Source organism: Nostoc sp., assembly GCF_036917655.1.
Taxonomy (GTDB): Bacteria; Cyanobacteriota; Cyanobacteriia; order Cyanobacteriales; family Nostocaceae; genus Nostoc.
In genome coordinates this window covers 1-12902 of the sequence record NZ_JBALCY010000008.1, presented here as the reverse complement: position 1 = coordinate 12902, position 12902 = coordinate 1, and the positions used below count along the sequence as shown (strand labels likewise).

The window sequence follows — 12902 nt, the reverse complement described above, 5'->3', positions numbered from 1 at the left end:
CTAATGACAAATGATTAATGATCAATGATCAATGACTATAAAATTTGGGTTAATTGGTGGTGGGGTAATGGGAGAAGCGCTCTTATCCCGCCTTATCATGCGTGGAATTTATCAATCATCAGAAGTCATAATTAGTGAACCGCTACCTTCGCGCCTAGATTTTTTAAAACAGCAATACGATGTTGTTGTGACGACAGATAATAGCGAGGTTTTCACCCAAGCAAAAGAAGTAGTCTTTTTGGCAGTGAAACCGCAGGTGTTCAGCGCGATCGCTCAAGAATTAGCAGATATTGATATTCTGAATACAGAACACTCACCCCTGATCATTTCCATTTTGGCGGGTGTACCTTTAAGTCAGCTAGAAGCTGCATTTGTGCGATTGCCAGTTATTAGAGCAATGCCTAACACCCCAGCAACTGTGGGAGCGGGAATTACCGCGATTTGTTTAGGTGCATATACCAATGCCAAGCACCATCAAATAGCACAGCAAGTTTTTTCTGCTGTGGGGGAAGTCGTGGAAGTGTCAGAAGGGCTGATGGATGCAGTCACAGGGCTATCTGGTAGCGGCCCGGCTTACGTGGCGCTGTTAGTAGAAGCACTTGGTGATGGCGGAGTATACGCAGGTTTACCTAGAGTAATTGCTAATCAACTAGCTTTGCAAACCGTACTGGGAACAGCGAAACTGTTGCATGAAACCAAAATGCACCCAGCAGAACTCAAAGATCGTGTTACCAGTCCCGGCGGTACAACCATTGCAGGAATTGCCAAGCTAGAACAGGCAGGATTTCGTTCAGCTTTAATTGAAGCAGTAAAAGCTGCCACAGAGCGATCGCAAGAACTGGGACAATGAGGGAGTGGGGAGTGGGGAGTAGGGAGTGGTGAGTGGGGAAAATTCCATAAAATCGATCCTATTCTTAGTGCCCTACTCCCTACTCCCTATTCCCTACTCCCCATTTCCCCTAACGAAGTTGACAAAAGACTCGTTAGTATAGTAAACAATCTGGTTGCAAATGTGATTGAGTGAATTATCCTGCGCCGTCTCCAGAACTTGACTTAGGGTCTATATTTCCCTTTGAACTGGATCAGTTTCAAAAAGAAGCGATCGCGTCCCTAAACGCCGGACGCTCCGTAGTCGTGTGTGCGCCCACAGGTTCGGGCAAAACATTAGTCGGGGAATACGCCATTTATCGCGCCCTAGCGCGAGGAAAACGTGTATTTTACACTACTCCCCTGAAGGCGCTGTCGAATCAAAAATTACGTGACTTTCGAGAAAAATTCGGGTTTGATCAAGTTGGTCTGTTAACTGGAGATGCTTCCATTCACAGGGATGCACCGATTTTGGTGATGACCACCGAAATTTTCCGAAATATGCTCTATGGCACACCCATTGGGCAAATTGGCATCTCATTAGTAGACGTTGAAGCGGTGATACTTGATGAGTGCCACTACATGAACGATCGCCAGCGCGGTACAGTTTGGGAAGAATCAATCATCTATTGTCCTCGTGAAGTGCAACTGGCAGCCCTTTCAGCAACCGTTGCCAACAGCGATCAACTAACCGATTGGCTAAATCGCGTTCACGGCCCAACAGACCTGATTTACTCCGATTTTCGCCCAGTCCCCTTAGAATTTCACTTTTGCAATCCCAAAGGGTTATTTCCCCTGCTAAATGATAGCAAAACCAAAATTAACCCCCGCCTTCAGAAGAAGAAGGGGAGAGGGGGAGAAAGGGAGAAGGGGAGAAGTGGTAGACCTGAGGCTCCTGGCATAATTTATACCTTGAGCCAGTTAGAGCAACGAGATATGCTACCAGCGATTTACTTTATCTTCAGCCGCCGGGGATGTGATAAAGCGGTGGCAGAAGTGGGTGATTTATGGCTGGTAAATAATGAAGAGTCCCAGATTTTGCGGCAACAGATTGATGACTTTTTAGCCCGCAATCCCGAAGCAGGGCGTTCTGGACAAATTGCACCCCTGTACCGGGGAATTGCTGCCCACCACGCCGGAATTCTGCCTGCATGGAAAGCACTAGTAGAAGAACTATTTCAGCAAGGGCTGATTAAAGTAGTATTCGCCACTGAGACACTAGCAGCGGGAATTAATATGCCCGCCCGGACAACGGTAATTTCCACCCTTTCTAAGCGTACCGACACTGGACACCGCCTGTTGAATGCTTCCGAATTCTTGCAAATGGCGGGACGGGCAGGCCGCCGGGGGATGGATAAACAAGGTCATGTGGTAACAGTCCAAACTCCCTTTGAAGGAGCCAAAGAAGCCGCGTATTTGGGAACATCCAAGCCAGACCCTCTAGTAAGCCAGTTTACGCCCAGTTATGGCATGGTGCTCAACTTACTGCAAACCCACACCCTAGAGCAAACCAGGGAACTGATAGAACGCAGTTTTGGGCAGTACATGGCCACCTTGCATTTAAGACCAGAATACGATGAGATTGCCGAACTGGAAACACAATTAGCTCAACTTCATGAGCAAATTGCCGCAGTTGATGAAAATGAACTGGCTGTTTATGAGAAATTGCGGCAACGCCTGAAAGTGGAACGCCAGATATTGAAAACCCTGCAAGAACAAGCGCAGGATGATAGACAAGAAGAGTTGGGGATGATGTTGGGCTTTGCAGTGTCAGGAACTCTGCTGAGTCTCAAGGGCAAAAATATCACAGTTTCTTCACCCGTAACCGCAGTGTTAGTGGGAAAATCGCCGGGTTCTGGTCAAGCTCCTTACTTGGTATGCTTGGGACATGATAACCGCTGGTATGTAGCAACCACAGCGGATGTAGTCGATTTGTATGCCGAACTGCCGCGAGTTGAGGTGCCCCCGGAAGTACTACCACCGCCAGAGATGCCATTGAAACCAGGACAGTCGCGCCGTGGTACTCAAGAAACATTTGCGATCGCTGGACGTATTCCCGATCCGGTAGAATCTATGTATCTGGCACCAGAAGTAGCAGAACAACTCAGTCGCACTGCTGCCGTCCAAGAGCAATTAGAAGCTCATCCTCTACATCAATCAGGCAATGCTGCTACGCTTTTCAAGCGTCGGGCCCGCTATGTCGAACTAGAAGCCGAACTCGAACAGTTGCAAGGGCAAGTAGAGCAACAGTCACAACGTCATTGGGAAGAATTTCTCAGTTTAATCTCAATTCTGCAACACTTTGGCGCTTTAGATAACTTAGTCCCCACACAATTAGGGCGAATCGCTGCTGCCATTCGAGGTGAAAATGAATTGTGGTTGGGTTTAGTATTCGCTAGTGGTGAATTGGGCAACTTAGATCCACATCATTTAGCAGCAGCAGCAGCGGCTTTGGTGATGGAAACGCCTCGCCCTGATAGCAAGGTTAACTACGAGCTTAGTAATGAAGTGGCAGAAGCCTTGAAAAAATTGCAGGGAATTCGCCGCCAAATGTTCCAAGTACAACGGCGGTATAACGTAGCGTTGCCTATATGGTTGGAATTTGAGTTAATTGCCATAGTGGAACAATGGGCGCTAGGAATGCAGTGGATAGAACTCTGCGAGAATACCACCTTGGATGAAGGGGATGTGGTGAGAATTTTACGGCGGACGTTGGATTTATTATCGCAAATACCCCACGTTCCCCATTTGCCAGACTCTTTCCAGCGTAATGCCTATCGGGCGATGCAGTTGATTGATAGATTCCCTGTGAATGAGGTGGTTGAATGAACAGGACGCTCTTACGCACAGAGAGTATTTAATAATTTCTTTGCGTAAAAGCGTCTGTCCATCTTTGCGTCTTTTCCTCTCTGTGCATCCTCTTCGTCAACATTAATTTCAAGGGTTTGGAGTAGTATTACAAACCTTCCCAACAATGAATTTACATTTGGCCAAATAATGTAGTGGTACGTGGTTAAAAATGCTTCTTTGGTTTCGTATATGTTCTATACGTGATTAATCACCTGTATCTAACAGAAGTTATAGTCACTGTCAAAGCTTTTGAATCCTAGTACACCAAGTTTCCAGTACCGCGCAACTGACGCAAAGAATTTATACACAACGGACAGTCACATTTAAATAACTTAATTGCAGCATCGCTTTCCTCGTCAGTAAAGTTCAACATGGCAACATTCTGATCTGATACTGATGTGACAATGGTCGAGGAACGTGTAGATGAGGTATACGGTTGCTTTCTCTCTGAATCTCGAATGCACACAAAATCTGTTCCACCATGTGGGTTAGTGATACAGGTACGACCGTCTTGTGTGTGCATCAATCGCTGTGTAATACTGCCACTAGCATGGGCAGGATGAAATGCCACCAGCGTAGACATCATCGACACAAAGATTGAGGAAGTGGAAAGCAAATTCAGAAGAATTTTTTTGTTCATAGATTTCCTTGATAAAATTGTCTACTAGTTTAGGGTATTCGATTCACTTTCAAACTACAAGTGAATTTTACCTAAGAATAGCTAGCTTGACACTTGGTTAGCCAAGAAAGTTCCATATCTACCCAGTTTGACCACAAATTAGTTGTTACAGCAGAATTCATCAGTCAAACAGGCTTTCTATCTGGCTTTTAGTCCTAAGTTTTATACTTCACCAAGTTTAAATCTGCTCTAACTAAGTGGGCGTGAATAATTAAAGGTTTGTAGTTAGGGCTGAAGCCGCTTCCTAAAAACCAATTTAATTAATTTTATCTTGTGTAACATAGTTTGATTTATTCTTGCTCACTGACTTATATTCCTAAGATAGTGATTGTTTGCTTGATGTAAGTATAATGACTTAATTAAATTAAAGCTCGTAGTCAGCGGACCTAACCCTTTGAAATCTTATGCAGAGCGAGAAATCGCTCACTACGAACAAAAGTTTAATCTTAGATTCTTCTATACAATTGAGAACTGCTATAGCTATCTTTACAAGATTATAAATTTTAGTTTTAACCAAAAGATAGCATAAATATTTAACAACAAATCTGATATAGATTCTCATTCTTAAATTATTAACTTGTAAAAACTTATTTTTTTCATTACATTTGTAAAAAGGCTCATCTATCAAGTAATTTACTAGCCTCAACAGAAAAAATGAAGCGGAAAGTACATTCAGAATCTTCAGGTTGTTCAAACTGTGAACATGACCATCACGAGAATCATAATCATGTTCATAATCACAATCATGATGAGAATCATAACCATGACCACAATCACGACCACGGTGGAGAATTCAATCTGAAAAATGAGGTATTGCCTTTAGTAGTGATTTTAAGTTTATATGCGCCTGGTGTAATTTTTGAAAATCAATTACACAATACATTCTACTCGATAGGTGAATATCTGCTTTTCATTCCTGCCTATTTATTAAGTGGATGGAGTGTTTTAAAAACTGCTGGGCGCAATCTCCTCAGAGGGAGAGTATTTGATGAAACTTTTTTAATGACAGTAGCGACACTAGGGGCGATCGCAATTCATAAATTGCCCGAAGCTGTCGGGGTAATGTTATTTTACAAAATTGGGGAATTGTTCCAAGATATTGCCGTCAGTCGTTCACGTAATTCCATCAAAGCATTAATGGAAGTCCGCCCAGACTATGCAAATCTCCAAATAGAGGGAGAACTCAAGAAAGTATCGCCAGAAACAGTAAATATTGGGGAAATTATCGTTGTTAAACCCGGAGAAAAGATTCCCTTAGATGGCGAAATTATAGATGGTAATTCGCAAGTTGATACATCTGCATTAACTGGAGAATCTGTGCCGCGAACGGTGAGAATGGGAGAGACAGTTTGGGCTGGGATGATCAATAAAATGGGGGTTCTCAGCATTAGAGTAACAAAAGTTTTTGATGAATCTTCCATTGCTAAGATTTTAGACTTAGTACAAAATGCCAAAAGTAAAAAAGCAGAAACAGAAAAATTTATTACTAAATTTGCCCGATATTACACGCCAATCGTAGTTTTTACATCTCTAGCAGTTGCCCTATTACCTCCTTTATTCATTTCGGGTGCAACTTCTTCAGAATGGGTTTATCGGGCCCTAATTTTACTAGTTATCTCCTGTCCTTGTGGACTCGTTATCAGTATTCCATTAGGTTACTTTGGAGGGATTGGAGGTGCTGCTAAACGTGGTATTTTGATTAAAGGATCTACTTTTTTAGATACTTTAAATGCAGTCAATACAGTTGTTTTTGATAAAACCGGAACGTTAACTCAAGGGGTGTTTAAAGTAGCAAAAATAGTAGCATTAAATGGCTTTAATGAACAAGAACTGCTGCAATTAGCTGCCAAAGTAGAATCGCACTCAAATCATCCCATCGCTCAATCTATCCGCAAGGCTTATGGTGGAAAAATCGATGAATTTGAGGTGAGAGATTATGAAGAGATCGCAGGCTATGGAATTAGAGCCAAGGTTGAAAATAGGGTAGTGATAGCGGGAAGCGATCGCCTATTACATAGAGAGAAGATTACTCATGATAATTGCTCTGTAGAGGGAACAGTTATTCATCTAGCAGTTGATGATATTTACGCTGGGTATATTATCATCGCTGATGAACTCAAAGAAGATGCAAGACTTGCTATTCAAACACTCAAGCGAATGGGTGTAGAGAGAACAGTAATGTTGACAGGAGATAATCAAGCGATCGCATCCCGGATTGCTCAACAGCTTGGCATAGATACCTACGAAGCAGAGTTATTACCTGAAGAAAAAGTTAATGCCATTGAGAAATTAATCAGCACCGCCGGCAAGCATGGTAAAGTAGTCTTTGTTGGGGATGGCATTAATGATGCGCCAGTGATTGCTAGAGCAGATGTTGGTATGGCAATGGGTGGGTTAGGCTCAGATGCAGCCATAGAAACTGCCGATATCGTGATCATGACAGATGCACCATTAAAAGTGGCAGAAGCAATAAAAATAGCCAGAAAAACAAGGCAAATTGTTTGGCAAAATATTGGGTTTGCTTTAGCAATTAAAGGTGTATTTATTGCATTGGGTATTTTAGGTATAGCGACAATGTGGGAAGCTGTCTTTGCTGATGTTGGAGTAGCTTTACTAGCAATTTTAAATGCAACTAGAGCGATGAAATAAAATTTCTGGAAAATCGGGAATCTATAATTGGGAAATTGTAGTAGTTAAAACTGAAGAGTAAGGAGTTATTTCTTTAACGCTTCTTACTCATATTCTGCTACCCCAAATAGAACCTATGAATTCATCAATCAAAGGCATTGCTACAGCTACTTTAGCTTTACTGCTAAACTATTCAGCAAACCCAGCCTTTGCACTACCCCAGAAAATCAATCATCCAGTTACTATTGCTAAATCGCAACCATTAACAGACACTTTAATCGTTCCTGGCGAACGAGTGGGGCCGATAACACGCACAACCACCAAACAAGATTTAGTCAAGCTGTTTGGCGCGTCTCGTCTCGTTGATAAAACCATTTCGGGTGCTGAAGGAATTGGTAGTTTCGCAGCTACTCAGGTAAACCTAAATCAGGGGCGATGTCTAACGACAAGCTGCTCCGCATCTACTCTGTTAGTAGTATGGAGTGATAATACTCGTACTAAACCTCTAGATGTGCGTAACCTGGGTTCAGCTTGGAAAACCCGCGAAGGTATTGCAGTGGGAACCCTTTTGAGCGAGTTACGCAAGAAATTAGGTAACTTTAAACTTTATGGATTGGCGTGGGACTACGGCGGTACTATTTTGTTAGATAGTAGTAAATTATCCCGGTATCAAGGCAAACTGATTCTACGAGTAGACACGGCTCCCAATGCTTACGAAAAGTTCCCCAATGACTACCAAGCAGTTTCTGGGGATAGTACTTTTTCCTCCAGCAATCCTCACTGGAAACCTCTGGGAATTAGGTTAGCAGAAATTATTGTTGTACTGAACCCAAGTGAGTAGTGGTATGCTAAACATCTAGTTTGCTGCTAGAGCGTAGAGGAACTATGGAGACAACATTCTTATACTAAGTCTAGAACTGGTAAATTACTGACAGAAGAAATTATACAAGTGACATCTCGTGTCGCAATGATGTTTCAGCTATTGAAACCAAACACAGTAAACCAGATTGCTAGATCGATAATCTGGCTAGTCGTCTTGAGTAAAGATTATTGACTCAAAAAGTACCTGCATGTCCTCTGAGCAGCATCTACAGCACAAACGCCATGCATTACAGGAACATTATGACCTGCTAGCCGAGAAGTTAAAAAGGTTGCGTCGTGATTATGCGATCGCAGCAGATACTCTCATTCGCTTCCAATTAGAAAAGCAAATTGAACAAACTGAAGCTGAACTACACGAATTAGATCAGCAGCTTTATGTTCTGGAACGAGCTTTATCTAGTGGAAGAGTGTATCGTGCTTTGATGAAATTGGGTTATCGAGAGCAGACGCGAGCATTTCGGAGATTTATTGAGACTCATTCAGTAGCAGCCTTTTTAATTCACGGTTCACTGTATTATGGTCAACGCTGGTTGTTGAATCGGTTAGTAGTACAAAATGTTCCCAATATCATGACGGGAAAGGTTGTGCGAATTGAACTCAGTCGCATTGCTCGGAGGAGTGACAGTGCTGCTTTATGGCGTGAACTTGGTGGTAGAGTTGGTCTGGGTAGGCAAAGCTCAATTCCTGAAATTGCCGAACGAGTTTATCAATGGTGGCGAACTCAGAATGTCTTGTTAATTTTGTACGATGTCGATTGTCTTTCAGAAACTTTTTTGCACGAGCTGATCCAAGATTTCTGGTTACTATTAGCGACTAAAGTTAAGGCGGCTAGCCCGCAAGCGAGTCAATTCAAATTATTAATGTTCCTAGTAGATTATGATGGCTGCGTAGGTAGTTGGAATATTCCTTTTGTAGAACGGCTCGACTCTACCTGGAAGCCAGATAACCCTGTGAAACTGCCTGAGATTAACCAATTTTCTGACGATGAACTGACTAACTGGCTAGAGTATGCAGCAGATGAATTGCCGACTAAACTAATAGATCAGTTAGATGAAACAGTACAAACAATACTGAAAAATAGTGATAATGGCATTCCAGAACCCGCTTTGGGCGAAATTTGTCAGCTGTCTGGCTGTAATTGGTATGACGAAGAGGAAAAATGGTTAAGGCTGTAGGTGGAAAATTTTTGGAATATACAGGTAAAGTGCAACCCCAGCTAGGAGAAAAGGGGGCAAACGGACAGCTATTATATCCCTATTTGCCTAATCCTGAACTGGTAGAAGCAGTCAACTTAGCGATTTACTTAGAACGTCCCTTACTGCTGAAAGGTGAACCGGGATGCGGTAAGACTCAACTTGCAAGTGCAGTTGCTTACGAGCTAGGTTTGAACTTGGAAGCTTGGTATGTCAAATCCACTAGTCGGGGAAGGGATGGCTTGTATAACTACGATGCTGTTGGACGGTTGCGGGATGCCCAGCTAGCTGCTTCCAATCGCCTGACAGCACAACAAATCCAGCGAATTGATGACCTAACTACCTATGTGCGCTGGGGGCCTCTGGGACGGGCATTTCAGAGTGAGCAACGTATAGTGGTGCTGATTGATGAAATTGATAAAGCTGACATTGACTTTCCCAACGACTTGCTGCTGGAACTGGATCAAAAACGATTTATTGTCGAGGAAACGGGGCAGGAGATTGAAGCCAAGGTAGCACCCATTGTTTTAATCACTAGTAATGATGAAAAAGATTTGCCAGATGCTTTCTTACGTCGATGCTTATTTCATTATGTGGAATTTCCTAGCCGTGAAAGATTGACCCAAATTATGAATGCTTTGTTTCCGAAAGCATCAGAGGTTTTGATAAACCAAGCTGTAGAGCGTTTTTGGGAACTGCGGGAAGAAATGAAAAAAAACCAAGGTGGAGCAAGCAAGAAAATCAGCACTAGTGAGTTGATTGACTGGTTCAAGGCTTTGCGTCGCTATCCAGAAGATGAGGCTTTGGCAAAACTAAATGGTAAGTTGCCTTACCCTGGTGTGTTGTTAAAGAGTTGGGAAGATCACATCCGTTATCTAAAGTTGAAAAATAATGGATGATTTACCCCTACTGGAATTGTTTACTCGACTGCGACAGGCAGGATTACCTTTGGGTGTGGATGATTATCAGTCGATGTTGCAGGCTTTGCAAGCTGGTTATGGTCTTCCAGATAGAGCTGCTTTAGCTCGATTATGCCGATTACTTTGGGTTAAATCATCTGAAGAAAAATATATATTTGATTATCACTTTGAACAGTTAATTGGTAGTGAGGCTGTTCCCCAAACTCAAGCTTCAGATATAAACCAAAGTCAAACTACTCAACTTATTAGGTTTGCAACTTTAGTGGGAGTGTTGGTTTTAGGTGTAGGGTTAGCGCTATGGATTACACGCCCAAAAAATCAAGTGAGTGTACCTTCTCCTACGGTATCTTTGCCAACATCAGTGCCAAAGGAATTACCTTCACCAGTGCAGCAACCAGTTGCACCGACCCCAACTGCACAAATTACTCAAAATAAAAATCAAATAAATTGGCCAGTTTGGTTGATTTTGTTGCTCATTTTGGCAGTAAGTTCAGGGTGTTTGTGGTTGCTAAGGTTGTTGATGAAGCGTCGCGATCAAAATAATCACTTACAGACAGAACCATCTAAGCCCATACCTACTGCTACGCTAGCTTCAGAATCGTTTCGTAATATTGAAGATGAAGTACAAGTTGCCCAAGCGATACGTCAGGTGACTACTGGAGGGGAGGTGTTAGGCGATCGCTTTCTCTTCTCTACAGACTATTTGCCTGTAACTCAAAGGCAAATGAAACAGATGTGGCGACACCTGCGCCGTTTGACTAAAGAGGGAATTGCTACAGAATTGGATATCGAGGCGACAGTTAACCAGATTGGACGCTACGGAATGATGCTGGAGCCTGTGTTGTCACCAGCACGGGTGAATCGGACAGAACTGCTATTGCTGATCGACCAAGACGGATCAATGGTTCCTTTTCATTCTCTGTCAGTTCGTTTGGGTCACAGTGCCTCGCGGGGTGGGCAATTAGGTGCATCTGGCATCTACTATTTTCATAATTGTCCAGTTGGGTATCTCTACCATGATCCACTGCATCAAGAAGCAGAGCCAATTGAGAATGTTTTCGCTCGCCTGCGTCAGGATAGAGTAGTAGCACTCGTATTCAGTGATGCTGGTGCTGCTCGTGGTGGTCTGAATTCAGAGAGGATAGAGTTGACAGAGGCATTTCTCAAACAGTTAAAACAGCATGTTCGTTATGTTGCATGGTTGAATCCTCTACCAAGAAAGCGTTGGCTGGGTACAACTGCTGGAGAAATTGCTGGATTGGTTCCCATGTTTGAGGCAACCCGCGAGGGGTTAGATAGTGCCATTAATGCTCTGCGAGGTCGTCAGCAGCAGTTTGTAGAACCTTTAGAAGGTGTAAAATGACTCGCACAGCAGCATCCTCAAATGAAGCTAGGTATAGAATTGCAAAACGGCGCATTGAGTCATTTAGTAAACGCTTTGGCGAACCACATTTTTATTTAGCTTGCCATGCTGCTTTCCCATTAGCATTAACTCCTGATTTGCTATATCGCTTGTGGGCTAATTTCCAGCAAGATGTTAACAGTGATATGCTAAATATTCCCTGGATTGCTGTCGCAGACCTGCTGCTGTCTAACCTTTGTAATGAAGTTGGTTACGAACTCTACGAGATAGATTGGGCAATCCGCAATGAACTTTTGAACCAACTAAAGAATAATCCGTGCTTTGGTCAGCAAAGAATTTTAGAACTCTCAGACTTTCTTCTTGCTTATATACAAGAACAGCTTAATAGTTCAAATCCTGACACTCGTGACTTTGCCCAAGCTCAAAAGTGGACAGCTTTAGCCTATGCTCAACCTCATGAAGCAGCCCGTGAAATTGCTTCTAACTTGGCAAGCTTGAATGTTGAAGCTGGGTCAGAATGGATACGCCTCACTTCGCTAGTAGAAACACTTATAGAACCCTTAGCAGGCTATGAACCTCTGCTAGTATACGTTAGTGGGATGAAAAGCTTTGCCAGAGGTAATGTGAGTGAGGCAAAAAATCTCCTCAGTCAAGTTATGGACTCCAAAGACAAAATTCAGGTTGCTGGAGTCAATTTATTAATTCCAAACCAACTTAAACCCAAACCCTTACCTAAAGTTTCTCTTACAACAAAAAGGTATCGTTGGTTCATTGGGGTTAGTGTAACAGTAGTTGTTGTCGCAATCGGAGCCTTGATATCGCAACAGCTTAATCCAACTGGGGTTCAGCAGCTATGGAATAGTTTGTTTAATCAGGAACAAAAAGTTTCAAAAGAAAATATTTTATGGATACAAAGTAATATTTTTCAAGGTCACACTAGTACAGTCAACAGTGTAAGTTTTAGTCGTGATGGCCAAACTATCGCCTCAGCCAGTCAGGACAACACGGTTAGACTCTGGAACCTTCAAGGTCAATTACTCAGTACGTTAAAGGGGAATACTGGTGCAGTCAACAGTGTAAGTTTTAGTCCTGATGACCAAACTATCGCCTCAGCCAGTCAGGATAGAACAGTAAAACTCTGGAGTAGGGACGGAAAATTACTTACAACTTCCTCAGGGCATACTGGTGCAGTCAACAGCATCACTTTTAGTCCTGATGGCCAAACTATCGCCTCAGGCAGTCAGGACAACACGGTTAGACTCTGGAACCGTCAAGGTGAATTAATCAGTATGTTAAAGGGGAATACTGGTGCAGTCAACAGTGTAAGTTTTAGTCCTGATGGCCAAACTATCGCCTCAGCCAGTCAGGACAACACGGTTAGACTCTGGAACCTTCAAGGTCAATTAATCAGTACGTTAAAGGGGAATACTGGTGCAGTCAACAGCATCACTTTTAGTCCTGATGGCCAAACTATCGCCTCAGCCAGTCAGGATGGAACAGTAAAACTCTGGAGGAGGGAC

General features: G+C 42.9%; 9 protein-coding genes. 8 read left to right on the top strand and 1 reads right to left on the bottom strand.

Annotated features, from left to right (window positions below):
* Positions 1–31 precede the first annotated feature (31 nt).
* Positions 32–850: a pyrroline-5-carboxylate reductase gene (gene proC / locus V7K30_RS04230; protein ID WP_334997425.1), complete on the top strand. Its 819-nt coding sequence runs from the start codon at positions 32–34 to the stop codon at positions 848–850.
* A gap of 170 nt (positions 851–1020) precedes the next feature.
* Complete coding sequence (locus tag V7K30_RS04225) at positions 1021–3696, top strand: DEAD/DEAH box helicase (protein WP_334997423.1); 2676 nt, start codon at positions 1021–1023, stop codon at positions 3694–3696.
* Between the two features lie 277 nt (positions 3697–3973).
* On the opposite strand, the gene V7K30_RS04220 is transcribed toward V7K30_RS04225, so the two are convergent.
* Entirely contained in the window at positions 3974–4357 is a 384-nt protein-coding gene (locus tag V7K30_RS04220; protein WP_334997421.1) for a hypothetical protein, read from the bottom strand.
* Positions 4358–5050: 693 nt separating this feature from the next.
* Here V7K30_RS04220 and V7K30_RS04215 point away from each other — a divergent pair.
* The 6 genes from V7K30_RS04215 to V7K30_RS04190 all read left to right on the top strand — a co-directional run.
* Positions 5051–7045: a heavy metal translocating P-type ATPase gene (locus V7K30_RS04215; RefSeq protein ID WP_334997419.1), complete on the top strand. Its 1995-nt coding sequence runs from the start codon at positions 5051–5053 to the stop codon at positions 7043–7045.
* Between the two features lie 115 nt (positions 7046–7160).
* Complete coding sequence (locus tag V7K30_RS04210) at positions 7161–7865, top strand: hypothetical protein (RefSeq protein ID WP_334997417.1); 705 nt, start codon at positions 7161–7163, stop codon at positions 7863–7865.
* 229 nt (positions 7866–8094) lie between these two features.
* Positions 8095–9081 carry a hypothetical protein gene (locus V7K30_RS04205; RefSeq protein ID WP_334997415.1) on the top strand — a complete coding sequence of 329 codons (987 nt, stop codon included), beginning with the start codon at positions 8095–8097 and terminating at the stop codon, positions 9079–9081.
* The gene (locus V7K30_RS04200; protein ID WP_334997413.1) at positions 9066–9998 is read left to right on the top strand and encodes an AAA family ATPase; all 933 of its coding nucleotides are present in this window, start codon (positions 9066–9068) and stop codon (positions 9996–9998) included. Before V7K30_RS04205 ends, V7K30_RS04200 begins: the two co-directional genes overlap by 16 nt.
* Positions 9991–11382: a hypothetical protein gene (locus tag V7K30_RS04195; protein WP_334997411.1), complete on the top strand. Its 1392-nt coding sequence runs from the start codon at positions 9991–9993 to the stop codon at positions 11380–11382. Before V7K30_RS04200 ends, V7K30_RS04195 begins: the two co-directional genes overlap by 8 nt.
* Positions 11379–12902, top strand: a 1524-nt coding sequence (locus tag V7K30_RS04190; protein ID WP_334997408.1) for a WD40 repeat domain-containing protein, incomplete at its 3' end; no start/stop codon positions are given. The genes V7K30_RS04195 and V7K30_RS04190, both read left to right, overlap by 4 nt.

Coding starts and splice junctions, on each gene's coding strand:
- proC (WP_334997425.1), top strand. CDS start 32: ATGACTATAAAATTTGGGTTAATTGGTGGTGGGGTAATGGGAGAAGCG.
- V7K30_RS04220 (WP_334997421.1), bottom strand. CDS start 4,357: ATGAACAAAAAAATTCTTCTGAATTTGCTTTCCACTTCCTCAATCTTT.
- V7K30_RS04215 (WP_334997419.1), top strand. CDS start 5,051: ATGAAGCGGAAAGTACATTCAGAATCTTCAGGTTGTTCAAACTGTGAA.
- V7K30_RS04210 (WP_334997417.1), top strand. CDS start 7,161: ATGAATTCATCAATCAAAGGCATTGCTACAGCTACTTTAGCTTTACTG.
- V7K30_RS04205 (WP_334997415.1), top strand. CDS start 8,095: ATGTCCTCTGAGCAGCATCTACAGCACAAACGCCATGCATTACAGGAA.
- V7K30_RS04200 (WP_334997413.1), top strand. CDS start 9,066: ATGGTTAAGGCTGTAGGTGGAAAATTTTTGGAATATACAGGTAAAGTG.
- V7K30_RS04195 (WP_334997411.1), top strand. CDS start 9,991: ATGGATGATTTACCCCTACTGGAATTGTTTACTCGACTGCGACAGGCA.